This is a genomic window from Acinetobacter sp. AR_0276 (assembly GCF_003000705.1).
GTDB lineage: Bacteria > Pseudomonadota > Gammaproteobacteria > Pseudomonadales > Moraxellaceae > Acinetobacter > Acinetobacter nosocomialis.
In genome coordinates this window covers 3,448,924-3,464,784 of sequence record NZ_PSQO01000004.1, presented here as the reverse complement: position 1 = coordinate 3,464,784, position 15,861 = coordinate 3,448,924, and the positions used below count along the sequence as shown (strand labels likewise).

Genomic DNA, 15,861 nt, shown 5'->3' with positions numbered 1-15,861 from the left:
TATGCTTTCTCTAAAATCATTACAGTGCTTCGTTACACTGGTAAAAACTAAAAGTTTTACCCGTACTGCTGAAGAGTTGTATCTGACTCAGCCCACTATTAGTAAAATATTACAACAACTCGAAGAACAGCTTCAGGTACAACTTTTTGTCAAACCCGATCATGGACGAAAAAGACAAATTGAATTAACTGAAATTGGAGAGCGTATTTATCAACATGCAATTGAGCTTCTTCAGGCAGAACAAAACATCTTTTTGGAGATAGAAAACTATCAACAATTAAAAACAGGTACTTTAAAACTTGGCGTTCCACCTTTAGGTTCCCAGCTCCTAACAACAGCCCTGTTTGACTTTCATCGCCAATGGCCAGCTATTGAATTAGCTTTTATGGAAGTAGGTTCACGCGGTATTGAACAAGCTTTACTCAATAACGAGTTAGACGTTGGCGTTTTATTGCAGCCTTTTGATGAGCAAATCTTTAATAGCATTGAGCTATGTAACTACCCTTTAATGGTACTTTTACGTCGTGATGCAACTTGGGCAACCCGCAAAAAAATAAATCTAGAAGAATTACAACACCAATCATTTTTAATGTTTCCTGAAAATTTTTCTTTGAACAGTATTATTCTCGATGCTTGTAAGCAGCATGGTTTTTATCCAACTATTGCTTGCCGTACCAGCCAATGGCATCTTTTGGCAGACATGGTGTTACAACGTATGGGGATTGCGCTTCTCCCTCAATATTATACCGACATGCTTGACCCTACTTTATTTGCAGCAGTACCACTTGAAAAACCAAATATTCAGTGGCACTTAGTCATGGCTTGGAAAAAAAATCTTCCTGTCTCACCAGCGGTACAAGCGTGGCTGAACATTGTTCGTGAGCATTTCCAGCACGTTAAGCCTTAACGTTGAATATTAAAATGGCTTAATTCAAAAACCAATAAAGCTTTTCCACAAAAAAGCTACCCAATCTTGGCTTAGCTCACTTAGACTAGATCCGATTGTTTTATGACATGGACAATAACAATGAATAATGAACATTTTAAGCTGTACACAGATTCACAATTTCTAAGCCCTTATGCGTTTACAGTTTTTGTAGGGCTACATGAAAAACAAATTCCATTTGAAATTGCGACCATCAACTTAGGCCAGCAAGGCCAATTTGAAAAATCTTATGTAGCAAAGTCATTAACTGCCAAAGTGCCTGTACTTGAGCACAATGATTTTGCCTTATCAGAATCTTCTGCCATTTTGGAATATCTTGAAGAACTTTATCCAAACACATCTATTTATCCAAAAGATATTCAAGCACGCGCAAGAGCAAGACAAATTCAGGCATGGCTCCGATCAGACTTAGTAGCACTAAGAACTGAACGACCAACCGATGTTATTTTTATTCAGCCCAAGTCCACTCCACTTTCAGAAGAAGGTCTAAAAGCTGCGGAGAAACTTTTCTTTGTTGCAGAAAAACTTCTCGCATCTGATGCCGAATTTCTTTTTGGTTCATGGAGCATTGTAGATGCTGAACTTGCCCTGATGTTGCAACGCCTTATCCAAAATGGTGATGCTGTACCAGAACGCTTAAAAACCTATGCACTACAGCAATGGCAAAGACCGACCGTACAAAAATGGCTTGCCTTGCGACATAACTAAACCCTTATATTTACACCAAACATGAGATAAAAAATGAGTGATTCAAACTATATTCCTCCACAAGTTTGGCAATGGACTGGAGAAAAAACCGATTTAAACCAACCTACCTCAGGTGCTCGTTACGAACATACACTTCCAGTAGGAAAACATCCGCTCCAGCTCTACTCTTTAGCAACGCCTAATGGTCAAAAAGTCACTATTTTGCTTGAAGAGCTTTTAGCGTTGGGACATAAAGATGCTGAATATGATGCTTGGCTGATTAAAATCGGAGAAGGACAGCAATTTGGCAGTGGCTTTGTAGACATTAATCCAAACTCTAAAATTCCGGCATTGGTTGACCATAGCCAAAACCCGCCATTAAGAGTGTTTGAGTCTGGCTCAATTTTGCTTTACTTGGCTGAAAAGTTTAAAGCGTTTATTCCGACTGATATTGCTGCACGTACTGAATGCCTCAATTGGTTATTCTGGCAAATGGGCAGTGCACCTTACTTAGGTGGCGGTTTTGGGCATTTTTATGCTTATGCACCCGTTAAAATTGAATATGCGATTAACCGCTTTGCCATGGAAACAAAGCGTTTACTTGATGTTTTAGATCAGCATCTGGCAAAAAACGAATATTTGGCTGGTTCTGAATATTCGATTGCTGATATTGCGGCATTCCCTTGGTATGGTGGTCTTGTTAAAAACTGGGTGTATAACGGCGCGGAGTTTTTAGGTGTCGATCAATATAAAAATGTTCAGCGTTGGGCAGATGCGATTTTAGCGCGCCCTGCGGTTCAACGCGGGCGTATGGTTAACCGTACTTTTGGTGATTTAGCTACGCAGTTGCATGAACGCCATGATGCGAGTGATTTTGAGACCAAGACTCAAGATAAATTGCAGAACCAGTCTTAAAAATATCATTCAGTTTTTGACTTACCCGCAAGATATTTCATTTTTGCGGGTATTCAAAGGTGGCAAAATAGCCCGTATATAACTCACTCAGCCAAGCGACAAAAACTCGTACGCGTGGCGAGAGCTGCCTGTGCTGCGGATATAAAGCAGAAACAGACATCTTCGGGATTTCCCACGCAGATAAAACCTCAACCAACTGCCCGTCTTTTAACTCATTCGCCACATGGTAGCGCGGGACCTGAATTAAACCTGCCCCACGTAAAGCAGATAATACATAGTTTTCAGCATCATTTACCGCGATCCAGCTTTTTAAAAAATAATCTTGTTTTTTACCGTTCACCATCAATTCAAATGGATAATTTCGCCCGCCTGTTGTCGAGAAGAAATTAACACAATAATGTGATAACAAATCTTCTGGTTGCTGTGGCGTTCCATTTTTATTTAAATAGTCAGGACTTGCACAAATGACTTGTGGCATATCAACCAAATGTCTAGCAATTAAAGTGGAATCATCCAAACGCCCCGCTCTCACCACACAATCTATCCCTTCTCTAATCAGATCAACCAAGCGATCACCTGTACTAATTACCAGTTCAATGTCGGGGTACAACTCGTGAAATTGATCAATATTAGGTAAAACAATTTTGGTCGCATGCGCACCGGATAAATCGACACGTAGCAAACCACGGGGCTGTGCAATTACATTGCGTAAAGACGATTCGGCATCATCAAGTTCCGATAATATTTGTGTGCAGCGTTCATAAAATGCCTGTCCATCTAGTGATGGTCTTACATGCCGAGTCGTCCGTTCTAGCAAACGGCACTGTAAATTACTCTCTAACTCCTTAATGGCATTACTTGCAGTAGCACGTGGGATATTCAGCTGATCGGCTGCCTGACTAAAACTACCTAGCTCTACGATGCGGGTAAAAAGTTGCAAGGTATCAAATTTATCCATGGTGCTATCTTTTAACCCTATCCATTATTAATGTATACGGAATTATCTTATCCAATTCTGATGATTTATCCCATATTTCTATATTATTAAAATAAGCCATACTTACTCAAACAGGCAATCTAAAAATGAATATTTCAAGAAAAACAGCTCTGGTTACTGGCGCATCACGTGGTATTGGTCGTGCTATTGCTGAACGCTTAGCACAAGATGGCTTTTATGTCATTGTTAACTATGCTGGCAATAAGGTTCATGCCCAAGCAACTGTAGATCATATTATTGAGCAAGGTGGTCAAGCCTCAGCTATTAAAGCGGACGTTGCAAATGAACATGAGGTGAACCGTTTATTTCAAGAGGCAAAGGCCATTAATGGTCAATTAGACGTTGTGGTTCATAGTGCCGGTATTATGCCTATGGCAAAAATTACACCTGAAAGCCTGCCAGATTTCGATAAAGTGATTCATACTAATTTACGTGGCTCGTTTTTAATATTGGCGCATGCGGCCGAAACAGTGCCAGATGGTAGTCGGATTATTGCGCTTTCAACCAGTGTAATTGCCAAATCTTTTCCAGCATATGGTCCTTATATTGCTTCAAAAGCAGGTGTCGAAGGTTTGGTACATGTGTTAGCAAATGAGTTACGCGGACGGAATATTACTGTAAATGCCGTTGCGCCCGGCCCGACAGGTACTGACCTTTTTTATAATAGAAAAACTGACGAGCAAGTGGAAGCTATTGCAAAACTTGCTCCATTGGAAAGAATCGGGACACCTGACGAAATTGCTGGCGTAGTTGCCATGCTGGCTAGTCCAGATGGACGTTGGGTAAATTCACAAGTCATTCGAGTAAATGGTGGATTTGCTTAATGTTTAAAACCGTGTGGATTATTTTAATTCACACGGTTTTTTACTAACTATTAAAATTTCTTAAATCTATTTTATTTTAATAAGTTTATAAGATTAACTAATACTATTTTTATAAAAATATCCCTCATTCTTATTTATCAAAATAATATATATAAATAGATATTCCTTATTTTTGCTTATATTTAAAAACGCGTAAATTGAACCTTAACAATCTGAATCAAAGATAAGGATATATTCAATGAACGCTAAATTAAATACAGAAGCTCCGCAAAGCTTTATCTCAAATGATTCAAATACATCCTTTTCAGCCGAAGAAATTCTTTATAAAGCACAGCAATACACACAGGACCATGAACTTAATTTTAGTGGCAGTTTATCACCTACTGATGCATGGCAACTCGTACAACAGGGCGAAGCTGTTTTAGTTGATGTGCGTACCAATGAAGAACGCAAATTTGTGGGTTATGTCCCTGAAAGTGTTCATGTCGCTTGGGCAACAGGCACGTCATTTAACCGTAATCCACGCTTTTTAAAAGAACTTGAATCAAAAGTTGGCAAAGATAAAACCATTCTTTTGTTATGTCGTAGTGGCAACCGTTCAGCACAAGCTGCCGAGGCCGCATTTAATGCAGGTTTTGAGCACATTTATAACGTTCTTGAAGGCTTCGAAGGCGATCTAAATGATCAGCAACAGCGTAATCAGAAAAATGGCTGGCGCATCCATCAACTTCCTTGGCAACAAGACTAATATTTTAATCAATTTTCAGTGAATCAAGGAAAGCTTGTGACTCAATGGAACATTAATGCGGTTGTACAAGGTTTACAACAAGCAAGGCATGACTGGCGTCAACAACAGCACCGGACCAAAGAATTTGGGGGTCGTGAACTTCCATCTAAAGAGGCTTTAAAAGCCATTTTAGATGATCTGTGCGGAATTTTATTTCCAATGCGTTTAGGCCCTGCCGACTTACGTCAGGAAACTGAGGATTCTTATATTGCCTATACTTTAAATCGGGTACTCACAGCCTTACATGCTCAAGTACAACTGGCTTTAAACTATGAAGCAAAACGTCATTTGAGTCATTCGAACACAGTCCAACAGCCAGACGAACTTGCTCAAAATATTGTGCAGGATTTTGCCAACACCTTGCCCTCTATACGACGTCTTTTAGACGGCGATGTGCGTGCTGCTTATGAAGGCGATCCGGCGGCGCATAGTGTGGATGAGGTATTACTTTGCTATCCGGGTATATTTGCGATTATTCATCATCGAATAGCGCATCAACTCTATGCCCAAGTGCCTTTATTGTCTCGCATTATTTCCGAGTTGGCGCATTCTGCAACTGGTATTGATATTCATCCGGGTGCAAAAATCGGTAAAGGATTCTTCATCGATCATGGTACGGGTGTGGTGATTGGTGAAACTAGCGTTATTGGAGAGCGTGTTCGTATTTATCAGGCAGTGACCCTTGGAGCGAAACGATTTGAAACGAATGATGATGGTGGTTTGAAAAAAGACTATACACGCCATCCAATTGTTGAAGATGACGTGGTGATCTATGCAGGTGCCACTATTTTAGGTCGTATTACGATTGGTCGAGGGTCCATTATTGGGGGAAATGTCTGGCTTACACATAGTATTCCCGCAGGAAGCCAGATTTTACAGTCACCACTGGAGGCTTATCAAAAAAATCCAGAATTTAAATAAATCGTACTCACAATTTTATATATAAGAGTTTTAACCAATATATTAAAAATATGAATTTGGTATATATAAATCAGTTTATTACTTATTTATATTAAATTTTCATAAATATATGCTTATTAATAATAAGTGACCTGTATTCATTTATTTATACCTTATTCATATTTTGAAAATCGAATATTTAATTCTAATCTGTTAACACGATAATTTAAAAATTTAACATTTTATAACCAAGCCACTGTAATAAGGAAAAATGATTCATGGCGAAAAATACTGACAAAGCCCAACTTGCGCTGGGGGACCACGCAGCCCGTCAACTGGCCAATGCAACCAAAACTGCTCCCCAACTTTCTACAATTACTCCCAGATGGCTGACTCACTTACTTCAATGGCTTCCTGTTGAAGCAGGTATCTACCGCTTAAACCGTGTAAGTAATACCGATGATATTCAAGTCGCTTGCACACAACGCGATGAAGCAACTTTACCTCAAACTTTTGTTGATTATGACCCAGAGCCACGCGAATACTTTTTAAATGGTGTATCTACTGTTTTAGATGTACATACACGTGTTGCTGACCTTTACAGCAGCCCACACGACCAAATTAAAGAACAGCTCCGTTTAACCATTGAAACCATTAAAGAACGTCAAGAAAGTGAGCTTATCAATAACCCTGAATATGGTTTACTGGCAAGTGTGACAGATGACCAACGTATTTCGACTTTAAATGGCCCACCTACTCCAGATGATCTTGATGATTTGCTACGTAAAGTCTGGAAAGAACCGGGATTTTTCCTAGCACACCCTGATGCGATTGCAGCATTTGGACGTGAATGTACACGCCGTGGTGTGCCACCTCCAACGGTTAGCTTATTTGGTTCGCAATTCATTACATGGCGCGGTATTCCAATCATTCCATCAAATAAAATTCCTGTAGAAGATGGCAAAACTAAAATCTTGCTGCTTCGTGTTGGTGAAAAGCGTCAAGGGATTGTTGGTTTGTTCCAACCTGGTCTTGCTGGTGAACAGTCACCAGGGCTTTCAGTACGCTTTATGGGAATCAACCGTAACGCGATTGCGTCGTATCTAATCTCGTTATATTGCTCACTTGCAGTACTCACTGATGATGCGTTGGCAGTATTAGATGATGTGGAGGTGGACAAATATCATGACTACCCAGTTAACTACAAGTAATCTGCAAGGTAGTCCAACGGGGCCTGAAGTGACTGGTGTTAATCCACCAGCCAACTTCCCTGATGAGTCCACCATTGCTCGACTTGCTAATGAGTTTTTTTCAGCATTACCAAGCTCAAGCAGTTCAACTTCTCCATCGGGCCTAAACTTGGACTTACCTGTCGGAGCGCCACCACACCCACCACAACCGGGTGAACCATTTTCTGCACTCAGTGGTCGTGCGCCCAATATCGCCTTTCAGAAAAGTCTTAATCCGGAATATCCTGAACATATTCCAAATTTGCCAGACTACCCTGAACGTCGAATTGTAGCGTCTGCGCCTGTGGTTGGTGGAGCTAATTTGCCGCGCCCACCATTTGAGCCACATTTGCCACAAGCTGCTCATAGTGAACCCAATGTGCCACGCATTGAACCAAACTTACCCACTGGTGCAGGTGAATCACCTTATTATTTTTTAAATGATTTTTCTGCTCCCAATACAGCAGAACCGTCTGTTAAAGGTGTTGAAGATAATTATTCAGTTGCACAGTCTTTTCAGTTGCCACATGGTGACCAGCTGAAGTCATTACTGACGGAAGATCGTTTTGCAACGAACACGCCCACCCAAAGTTCGGCAAGCTCTGCATTTTATTTTTTAGACTTGCCTCAAAGTGGACAAAGTTATAGTCACTATCAACCATCGCAACCCACTTTTGTAGCAAGCAGTGCTCAACCACTCGATGTGCATGCCATACGTCGCGATTTCCCAATTTTACAGGAACGCGTCAATGGTCGACCTTTGGTCTGGTTTGATAATGCAGCCACTACACAAAAACCGCAGCGCGTGATTGATCGGATTGCTTATTTTTATCAGCATGAAAACTCAAATATTCACCGTGCTGCCCATGAGTTAGCAGCTCGTGCAACCGATGCCTATGAGCATGCAAGAAATGTAGTGGCCCGATTTATTGGTGCACCCTCTTCTAAAGAAATTATCTTTGTTCGAGGAACAACCGAAGGCATTAATCTGATTGCAAAAACATGGGGTGAGCAAAATATTGGTGAAGGTGATGAAATTATCGTTTCTCACTTAGAACACCATGCCAATATTGTGCCTTGGTATCAACTCACTAAAAAAACTGGAGCGAAATTACGAGTCATTCCTGTGGATGACACTGGGCAAATTATTTTAGAAGAATTGCCAAAACTGATTAATGAGCGCACCAAACTGCTGTCGATTACTCAAGTTTCAAATGCTTTGGGTACAGTCACACCTGTTGCTGAAGTCATTAAAATTGCGCATGCCAAAGGTGTTCGTGTTTTAGTTGATGGTGCTCAATCTGTTTCGCACATCCCTACCGATGTACAAGCTCTTGATGCAGACTTTTTTGTGTTTTCTGGACATAAAGTGTTTGGTCCAACAGGTATTGGTGCGGTCTATGCAAAACCAGAATTGCTAGAAAGTATGCCTGTTTGGGAAGGCGGCGGTAACATGATTCAGGATGTTACCTTCGAACAAGTAGTTTACCAACCTGCACCAAACAAGTTTGAAGCTGGAACTGGAAACATTGCCGATGCTGTTGGTTTAGGCGCTGCACTTGAATATGTCGAAAGTCTAGGCATTCATAACATTGCTCGCTATGAACATGATCTACTCGAATATGGTCAAAATGCGCTGAGTAGTGTGTCAGGTTTACGCCTGATCGGAACCGCACATCACAAAGCCAGTGTTATGTCCTTTACCTTACAAGGCTATTCAACCGAACAAGTGGGTAAAGCTTTAAATCAACATGGTATTGCTGTACGTTCTGGGCACCATTGTGCACAGCCAATTTTACGTCGTTTTGGTGTAGAACAGACCGTGCGTCCGTCTTTGGCTTTTTATAACACGACGGAAGAAATTGATTTATTGGTGTCAGTGTTACATCAACTGACACGTAATAGGCGTAGCAATTAAATCTATTTTTAGACTAGAAAAGACTGCTTTTGAGCGGTCTTTTTTATGGATTATTTATTAAAACTACTTGAACTCAACTTCATATATAGGAATAAGACAAAATAGCTATCACAGTTGAGTCTTATTATTTGAAATTCGATTTCTAAGTTAGCCTTCGGCTCGAGCTAAAAATTATTAGTACTATAGATAATTTAAAGTGCTTATCACGGCGGAGTCTTACCGTTTTCAAATCCAAAGAAAGTAGCTAATTCCGTTACTTTTTTAAAAAAGTAACCAAAAACTTTCTCATCCACAGAACCTGTTCTCTGTTTTCATTTTTCAAATAATATTGCAAATACATTATCTTTATAAATTATGGGCAGGCTGTGGATGAAATTTAGCACTAGCAAATGCAAGTATGGGCTCCGTTGTGCTAGTCTAAAAACTTGCAGATGACTTTAACCTGAGGAAATATCAATAGATATCCAACTTAATTAAACAATCCCCAAATCAATCTCAACGCAATCCCAATCAACAACACTCCCATCACCCGCTCAAAATAAACTCCAAATTCTAAAAACCGTTTACGTACAATAGGCTGTGCAAACAGTACACTCACCACCATAAACCAAATAGCATTGACCATACACATCCATATTCCATAAAAGACCTGAACTTTCATTGGTGTAGTTGTACTTACAATCGTCGTAAAAATTGCCAGAAAAAAGATAGTGGCTTTTGGGTTTAACGCATTGGTAAGAAAACCCATTGTAAAAGCTTTAAATAAACTCGGCTTATCACTGCCTGCTTGGCCATTAATTTCAATATTGGTATTCGGCTGGCTACGTAAACACTGCCACCCCAAATAAATTAAATAGACTGCTCCCGCTGTTCTAATAAGCGACATGAGCCATTCACTTTGTTGAATCAAAAAACCAATCCCAACCAAGGTATAAAAGACATGAACCGAAATCCCAACACCAATACCAATTGCGGTTAGACATCCAATCAAATAACCATAACGTACACTTTGTCTGACCGTAATCACAAAATCTGGTCCCGGTAAAATCACCGCCATAAAATGAATAAGAGCTAGCGTTAAAAACTCATGTCCATACAACTGCCACATAACAATTTAGTTTCCTGAAAATCACCTAAAAGATTGTATTGCGATTTTTTAGACGCGATAATCTAATCAAAATCCAAATAATTTTTGCCTCATGAGCACAAATCAAAATCTGGTTCTGTTAAATGAAATGGCGACTTTCGTTAAGGTTGTCGAGTCGGAAAGCTTTTCTGAAACTGCCCGCCAGCTTGGTACAACACCTTCTGCTGTGAGCCGCGCGATTGCTCGTTTAGAACGTGCTTTAGGCACCCGCTTACTCTATCGGACTACACGGAAACTTCGTTTAAGTGAAAGTGGACAACAGGTCTATCAACGCTGTTTAGATATGGTGAATGCGGCACAAGCAGTCATGGAAAGTTCGGGTCAATTTCATGTTGAACCAGAAGGTATTATTCGTATGAGTGTTCCAAAAGCTGTGGGACATTTTATGATTCATCCGCATTTACCCGAATTTTTAGAACGCTACCCTAAAATTGATATACAGATGCTTTTAGAAGATCGCTATGTAGATCTCATTGATGATGGCGTCGATTTAGCACTTCGAATTACAGAGCAACCACCAGGTGGTCTTATGGGCCGAAAACTCATTGATATTGATCACTTGGTTTGTGCTACGCCTGAGTATTTGGCCAAGCATGGCATACCGAACCACCCTCATGATTTAAAGCAGCATGAATGTATTTACTTGGGTGAACAAGCCAGTGACTCAAAGTGGAAATTTCAGCAAGGAAATAAATCGATCAGTGTTGCCGTGCGTGGTCGTTATGCAGCAAACCATACAGGTGTGCGTTTGAGTGCCGCATTACAGCATTTAGGTATTGCGAGCTTGCCATACTTCGTTGCACGCCATGCACTACAACAAGGTACCTTAGTGCAGGTTTTACCAGATTGGTATTTTAAGACCTATTATAGTGGTGGGCTGTGGTTACTTTATCCACCGACACGGCATGTCCCGCCTAAATTGAGTGTGTTGATTCAATATTTGGCAGATAAATTAGCAGCAGAGCCGACTTTAAAAATCTAGTCGGCTCTTAACTCGAGCAAATCCTATCTAGAGTCCTCTTTATTAGAATTACTCAACCAATAAATCTTTTGGATTAATCGTATCGCCATAGACAGGTTTTAAAGTCTTTTCATAAGCCTGATGAATCACACCTTCTTTAGCCAGTTTCTCTAAATCTTGATTCAACCAGTCCAATAACTCTTTATCACCCTTTTTCACTGCTGGTGCAATTAAGTCCTGCTCACCTAAATTGGTAATGCCAACAGTGTAATTTGGATTTTCTTTAGCCCAAGCTAAAACCAGCAAGTTATCATGTGCAAGCGCAGCACCACGACCATCTTTTAAAGCATCAAAAGTTTCAGTGTTTTGCTCATACTTTTGTAGTTTAATTTCAGGATGAGTCTTGGTGAAGAATGAATCAGCTGTCGTCCCTTTGTTCACCAACAAAGTTTTATCTTTAAGTTGAGCCACATCAGTAATCGGATGACTTTTAGGAGAAACCACACCGAGCGCCACTTTTAAATAAGGTTTAGCAAAATCGACAACTTCTTTACGTTCTGGTGTAACAGTAAAGTTGGCAAAAATAATATCCACTTTATTGGCTTTTAAGTATTCGACACGGTTAGCCGCTTCAGTTAAAACAAACTCAACTTTGTTTTCATCACCCAGCAAATCTTTAGCGACATGCTTAGCAATTTCTACATCAAAACCTTGATTTTTACCTTGAGCATCTAAATATCCAAATGGCGGTTTATCACTAAATACACCAATTCGTACCACACCATTCTTTTTGATCTGTTCAATACTCGACACAGTTTGTGTAGTATCTGCCGTTTTTTCAGTAGACTGAGTTCCTTTGTCACATGCAACTAAACCTAAACTCAGTAAAGACGCAGCTAAAATATGCTTCACGTTTTGAAATGTTAATGTTGTCATTATTTCACCCTATCGTTCTTGTAAAAGTCTTATTTAAAAATAGCAGCGCCTACTTTCAGACACTGCTCTAGCGATATCGAAAATTATTGGCCTACATCTAAAAACACATTCGGATTGACCGAGTCACCGTAAATTGGTTTCAAGGTTTCATCATAAATTTTCTTAATTTCACCACTAGTTCTTAGCTGCTTAATTTCAGTATTGAGCCAATTCAATAGTTGGGTATTGCCCTTTTTCACTGCTGGTGCAATAAACTCTTGATCACCAATAGATTGAATACCCGCCACATAACTTGGGTTCTTCGCGGCCCATGCCAAAGCATACGTACTATCTTGTGAAATTGCGTCACCACGACCGTCGGTTAAAGCTTTGAAGGCATCCGAATTTCTTTCAAACTTGAGTAAATTCACTTTCGGATAATGCTTGGTAAAGTAAGTATCCGAACTTGTGCCTTTATTGACAATTAAGGTTTTACCTTCTAATTGGGCAATGTCGGTAATCGGCTTGGCTTTAGGCGAGACAATACCAAACGCACCTTTTAAATAAGGCTCAGCAAAATCGACAACCTCTTTACGTTCAGGCGTTACCGTAAATGTCGCGAATACAACATCAGCTCGATTTGATTTTAAAAACTCCACCCGATTTGAAGCTTCAGTCACAATAAACTCAACTTTCTTTTCATCACCGAGCAAATCTTTAGTAACCCGTTTTGCTAAAGCCACATCAAAGCCCTGATTATTTCCAGCACTGTCTACATAACCAAACGGCGGATCATCAGCAAAAACCGCAACTCGTAGAACTCCATTTTTTTTGACTTGCTCTAAAGAATGGTCTTCTTGAGAATTACTTGCCTGTTCAGTTGATGGCGTTTTACTACATGCAGTTAACAACACCCCAGCAACAGCAAGACTGCTTAATATTTTTATTGAATTACGTTTAAACATTCACTTCCTCATGATTCAAATAATAAAAATTTAGTACGACAAAATATTTAGAAAGGCTTTCGCTCGTTCTGTTTTCGGCTGTTCAAAAAATTCTTCTGGTGAAGCCTGTTCAATAATCTTGCCCTTATCCATAAAAATAATGCGGTCGGCAACCTTACGGGCAAAGGACATCTCATGTGTCACAATCAACATGGTCATTCCTTCGTTCGCTAACTTAAGTACTACATCGAGCACTTCCCTAACCATTTCCGGATCAAGCGCAGCGGTAATTTCATCAAGTAAAATCACTTGAGGTTGCATGACCAGTGAACGAACAATGGCAATACGCTGTTTTTGTCCGCCAGAAAGTTGTCGTGGATAATCAAGTTTTCGCTCATATAGCCCGACTCGCTTTAGCAATTCATCTGCGACTTGTTCAGCTTCATCGCGGTGGCGTTTTTGTACTTTGAGTGGTCCAAGCAAAATATTGTCAATAACATTCATATGCCCAAATAGCTCATAGTTTTGAAAAACCATGCCAATTTTTTGACGAGCATTAGTCCAGTCCACATCTTTACCGAGCACGCCTGAACCAGTTAAACGAATCTCACCACCCTGAATCGGTTCTAAGCCATTAATACAGCGCAATAAAGTACTTTTACCGCAGCCCGATGGACCTAAAATAACAACCACCTCTCCTTGTTCTACATCCAGATCAATGCCCTGTAAAATATGACTTTGTGCAAATGATTTCTGTAATTGTTGTATCGATAACAAAGGCATAATTACTCCCAGACCTTTTCTAAATGTGCCGCCAAACGAGATAAGGGATAGCAAATTAGAAAATACAAAATAAAAATAAAGCCATAAATCCAAAGAGAAGCACTCGGCACGGTTAACAGCGAATTTTCAATAATTTGCTGGCCAACTTTAATGACCTCAACTACACCAATCAGGACTGCCAAGGAACTAGTTTTCACCATTCGGGTAAATAAATTAATCGCGCCAGGAGTTACTCGTTTTAAACTTTGCGGAAAAATGACATAGACCAAAGCTTGAACATGGGTAAGTCCGAGCGCATAGGCCGAATCACGTTGATGCTGATCAATCGAAGTAATGGCAGCACGAACCAAATCGCCCATTTCAGCCGTACCCCATAAAACAAACACAACAACGCAAACCCACATTGCAGAAAACTGCCAGTTAAACCATGTCGCAAAGCCGAAATAAAACACAAACAGCAAAACTAAAATTGGAATGATTCGAATCGCTTCTAAATACAGACGGCACAATGCTTTAACGACTATGTTTTTAGAAGTCATAATGACGCCGAAAACTGTGCCGAAAATTGCAGAGAAAAAGACCGAAATAAAAGCAATTTTTGCAGTTGCCCAAAGTCCCCACATTAAACGTTCGAGGTGACTCGCTTGAAATAGATAATCAAGTTCCATGGCTCACCTTCCGACTTCTGTGCTCCAGATAACTGGTTAAAATAGACACGGGCAATAAAATAATCAGATAAGCCATGATGAGTAAAAACAGAGCTTCCGTAGTTTTATAGTCCATGCCAATTAAGTCTTTGGTCACAAAAAGCAGTTCAACGACAGCAATGGCACTCACCACAGAACTTTCTTTAATTAGAAATAGGCAATTTGCCCCTATTGCCGGAATTGAAATAGCCAGTGCTTGAGGAAAAATGACATATCTAAAAATTTGAATCGGTTGCAGACCAATACTTTTTGCTGAGTCAATTTGCCCTTTTGCCACAGACTGCAAACCTGCTCGAAAAGCTTCAGCCATATAGCTTCCGCCTAAAAAGGTCAGTCCGATTACACCGCAAGTAAAACCATCGATTTTGATGCCCAGTTTTGGCAAACCGTAATACAAAAAGAACAGTTGAATTAATAAAGGGGTATTTCGAGATAACTCAATATAGAACTGGGCAATTCTATTTAGTACCCGCACGCGATATGTGATTAAAATGCTGCAAATCAGTCCTACAATAATCGCCAAAATAATGCTGATAATTGAAATTTTCAGCGTGGTCAAAGTTGCAGAGAAAAATTGCGGCAACACACTATGGATATACTGCCAGTTCAAGGAAAATTCCAAAAATAATATTAAAACGTTATAAATATTTAGCTTTCATCAGCCATTAAATATTTGTGCAACGAGTTTATTTTTTTCCCAATTGGTCTAAAACTATTTTTATTAGATAAGCTTTTCTATAAGTTTGATAAATTCGATCTGGCAATCGAAAATCTTCGAATCAGTTGAATACAATCGCTCAAAACATATTCACTAAAATAAAGATGAATAATAAAACCAATAAAAAATCGGACACCAAGGCCCGATTTCTATTAAATGATTTTTAATCTATTGCTTACTTTCTAAGTACATCGCCAATGCTTGGGTCTTTATCAAAAACCGATTTAGCATATGGGCAAAGCGGAATTACTTTTACGTCTTTTTCACGAACAAAAGCCACTAAAGCATCAAGTAATTGGCGACCTACGCCTTGTCCACGATAATTTTCATTCACATCTGTGGCATCAATAATTAGCATGCTTTCGCCTGCCCATGTATAAGTCATTTCGCCTGCAACGGTTTCACCATCAAGTAAGCTAAAGCTGCCGTGTTTTGTATCATCTTTTTGTTGAATATTCACAATGAATTCCTCGTATTACGACT

The 15,861-nt window shown here is 39.8% G+C and carries 18 protein-coding genes; 10 read left to right on the top strand and 8 right to left on the bottom strand.

The genetic code is table 11. The features are described 5' to 3' along the window. The first annotated feature begins 1 nt into the window (after position 1). The 3 genes from CSB87_RS17530 to yghU all read left to right on the top strand — a co-directional run bounded on the left by CSB87_RS17530 (position 2) and on the right by yghU (position 2,548). Positions 2–907, top strand: coding sequence for a LysR family transcriptional regulator (locus CSB87_RS17530; RefSeq protein WP_004887632.1), 906 nt, complete (start codon positions 2–4; stop codon positions 905–907). A gap of 120 nt (positions 908–1,027) precedes the next feature. Further along, positions 1,028–1,654, top strand: a complete 627-nt coding sequence (gene yfcF, locus CSB87_RS17525) for a glutathione transferase (protein ID WP_004887634.1) — start codon at positions 1,028–1,030, stop codon at positions 1,652–1,654. Positions 1,655–1,687: 33 nt separating this feature from the next. Further along, positions 1,688–2,548 (top strand): glutathione-dependent disulfide-bond oxidoreductase, encoded by an 861-nt coding sequence (gene yghU, locus CSB87_RS17520; protein WP_004887637.1) that lies wholly within the window; start codon positions 1,688–1,690, stop codon positions 2,546–2,548. Positions 2,549–2,585: 37 nt separating this feature from the next. Here the strand turns inward: yghU and CSB87_RS17515 are convergent, their stop codons facing one another. After that, entirely contained in the window at positions 2,586–3,506 is a 921-nt protein-coding gene (locus CSB87_RS17515; RefSeq protein ID WP_004887641.1) for a LysR family transcriptional regulator, read from the bottom strand. A 125-nt stretch (positions 3,507–3,631) separates the two neighbouring features. Here CSB87_RS17515 and CSB87_RS17510 point away from each other — a divergent pair, with 125 nt between their 5' ends. The 5 genes from CSB87_RS17510 (at position 3,632) to CSB87_RS17490 (ending at position 9,203) form a co-directional block, all read left to right on the top strand. Then, positions 3,632–4,369 (top strand): SDR family oxidoreductase, encoded by a 738-nt coding sequence (locus CSB87_RS17510; protein WP_004887643.1) that lies wholly within the window; start codon positions 3,632–3,634, stop codon positions 4,367–4,369. 238 nt (positions 4,370–4,607) lie between these two features. Beyond that, the gene (locus tag CSB87_RS17505; protein WP_004887645.1) at positions 4,608–5,117 is read left to right on the top strand and encodes a rhodanese-like domain-containing protein; all 510 of its coding nucleotides are present in this window, start codon (positions 4,608–4,610) and stop codon (positions 5,115–5,117) included. 18 nt (positions 5,118–5,135) lie between these two features. Beyond that, positions 5,136–6,077, top strand: a complete 942-nt coding sequence (gene epsC, locus CSB87_RS17500; protein WP_075382795.1) for a serine O-acetyltransferase EpsC — start codon at positions 5,136–5,138, stop codon at positions 6,075–6,077. 257 nt (positions 6,078–6,334) lie between these two features. Then, complete coding sequence (locus CSB87_RS17495) at positions 6,335–7,267, top strand: family 2A encapsulin nanocompartment shell protein (protein WP_004887649.1); 933 nt, start codon at positions 6,335–6,337, stop codon at positions 7,265–7,267. Then, the gene (locus CSB87_RS17490) at positions 7,242–9,203 is read left to right on the top strand and encodes a family 2A encapsulin nanocompartment cargo protein cysteine desulfurase (protein ID WP_004887650.1); all 1,962 of its coding nucleotides are present in this window, start codon (positions 7,242–7,244) and stop codon (positions 9,201–9,203) included. Before CSB87_RS17495 ends, CSB87_RS17490 begins: the two co-directional genes overlap by 26 nt. 469 nt (positions 9,204–9,672) lie before the next feature. On the opposite strand, the gene CSB87_RS17485 is transcribed toward CSB87_RS17490, so the two are convergent. Beyond that, positions 9,673–10,311 (bottom strand): LysE family translocator, encoded by a 639-nt coding sequence (locus tag CSB87_RS17485; RefSeq protein ID WP_004887651.1) that lies wholly within the window; start codon positions 10,309–10,311, stop codon positions 9,673–9,675. Between the two features lie 91 nt (positions 10,312–10,402). Between CSB87_RS17485 and CSB87_RS17480 the strand changes: the two genes are divergently transcribed. After that, positions 10,403–11,332 (top strand): LysR family transcriptional regulator, encoded by a 930-nt coding sequence (locus CSB87_RS17480; RefSeq protein ID WP_004887652.1) that lies wholly within the window; start codon positions 10,403–10,405, stop codon positions 11,330–11,332. Between the two features lie 48 nt (positions 11,333–11,380). Here CSB87_RS17480 and CSB87_RS17475 read toward each other — a convergent pair whose 3' ends face one another. The 5 genes from CSB87_RS17475 to CSB87_RS17455 form a co-directional block, all read right to left on the bottom strand. Then, positions 11,381–12,247, bottom strand: coding sequence for a cysteine ABC transporter substrate-binding protein (locus CSB87_RS17475; protein WP_000209985.1), 867 nt, complete (start codon positions 12,245–12,247; stop codon positions 11,381–11,383). Between the two features lie 83 nt (positions 12,248–12,330). Then, positions 12,331–13,191 (bottom strand): transporter substrate-binding domain-containing protein, encoded by an 861-nt coding sequence (locus CSB87_RS17470; protein WP_000476797.1) that lies wholly within the window; start codon positions 13,189–13,191, stop codon positions 12,331–12,333. Between the two features lie 30 nt (positions 13,192–13,221). Then, positions 13,222–13,953, bottom strand: coding sequence for an amino acid ABC transporter ATP-binding protein (locus CSB87_RS17465; RefSeq protein ID WP_001130362.1), 732 nt, complete (start codon positions 13,951–13,953; stop codon positions 13,222–13,224). A 2-nt stretch (positions 13,954–13,955) separates the two neighbouring features. Continuing rightward, positions 13,956–14,621, bottom strand: coding sequence for an amino acid ABC transporter permease (locus CSB87_RS17460; RefSeq protein ID WP_000418067.1), 666 nt, complete (start codon positions 14,619–14,621; stop codon positions 13,956–13,958). Next, a complete protein-coding gene (locus CSB87_RS17455) occupies positions 14,611–15,270 on the bottom strand; it encodes an amino acid ABC transporter permease (protein WP_001104469.1) in 660 nt (219 codons plus the stop codon). Before CSB87_RS17455 ends, CSB87_RS17460 begins: the two co-directional genes overlap by 11 nt. A gap of 63 nt (positions 15,271–15,333) precedes the next feature. Between CSB87_RS17455 and CSB87_RS17450 the strand changes: the two genes are divergently transcribed. After that, a complete protein-coding gene (locus CSB87_RS17450; protein WP_078225548.1) occupies positions 15,334–15,447 on the top strand; it encodes a hypothetical protein in 114 nt (37 codons plus the stop codon). Positions 15,448–15,553: 106 nt separating this feature from the next. On the opposite strand, the gene CSB87_RS17445 is transcribed toward CSB87_RS17450, so the two are convergent. Next, positions 15,554–15,838, bottom strand: a complete 285-nt coding sequence (locus CSB87_RS17445) for a GNAT family N-acetyltransferase (protein ID WP_001025680.1) — start codon at positions 15,836–15,838, stop codon at positions 15,554–15,556. Positions 15,839–15,861: the final 23 nt, after the last annotated feature.

What these genes read in the sequence shown, in the direction of transcription:
- CSB87_RS17475 (WP_000209985.1), bottom strand. Translation starts at nt 12,247, where the DNA reads ATGACAACATTAACATTTCAAAACGTGAAGCATATTTTAGCTGCGTCT.
- CSB87_RS17530 (WP_004887632.1), top strand. Translation starts at nt 2, where the DNA reads ATGCTTTCTCTAAAATCATTACAGTGCTTCGTTACACTGGTAAAAACT.
- CSB87_RS17510 (WP_004887643.1), top strand. Translation starts at nt 3,632, where the DNA reads ATGAATATTTCAAGAAAAACAGCTCTGGTTACTGGCGCATCACGTGGT.
- CSB87_RS17490 (WP_004887650.1), top strand. Translation starts at nt 7,242, where the DNA reads ATGACTACCCAGTTAACTACAAGTAATCTGCAAGGTAGTCCAACGGGG.
- CSB87_RS17460 (WP_000418067.1), bottom strand. Translation starts at nt 14,621, where the DNA reads ATGGAACTTGATTATCTATTTCAAGCGAGTCACCTCGAACGTTTAATG.
- yfcF (WP_004887634.1), top strand. Translation starts at nt 1,028, where the DNA reads ATGAATAATGAACATTTTAAGCTGTACACAGATTCACAATTTCTAAGC.
- CSB87_RS17485 (WP_004887651.1), bottom strand. Translation starts at nt 10,311, where the DNA reads ATGTGGCAGTTGTATGGACATGAGTTTTTAACGCTAGCTCTTATTCAT.
- CSB87_RS17515 (WP_004887641.1), bottom strand. Translation starts at nt 3,506, where the DNA reads ATGGATAAATTTGATACCTTGCAACTTTTTACCCGCATCGTAGAGCTA.
- CSB87_RS17495 (WP_004887649.1), top strand. Translation starts at nt 6,335, where the DNA reads ATGGCGAAAAATACTGACAAAGCCCAACTTGCGCTGGGGGACCACGCA.
- CSB87_RS17470 (WP_000476797.1), bottom strand. Translation starts at nt 13,191, where the DNA reads ATGTTTAAACGTAATTCAATAAAAATATTAAGCAGTCTTGCTGTTGCT.
- CSB87_RS17480 (WP_004887652.1), top strand. Translation starts at nt 10,403, where the DNA reads ATGAGCACAAATCAAAATCTGGTTCTGTTAAATGAAATGGCGACTTTC.
- CSB87_RS17505 (WP_004887645.1), top strand. Translation starts at nt 4,608, where the DNA reads ATGAACGCTAAATTAAATACAGAAGCTCCGCAAAGCTTTATCTCAAAT.
- CSB87_RS17465 (WP_001130362.1), bottom strand. Translation starts at nt 13,953, where the DNA reads ATGCCTTTGTTATCGATACAACAATTACAGAAATCATTTGCACAAAGT.
- yghU (WP_004887637.1), top strand. Translation starts at nt 1,688, where the DNA reads ATGAGTGATTCAAACTATATTCCTCCACAAGTTTGGCAATGGACTGGA.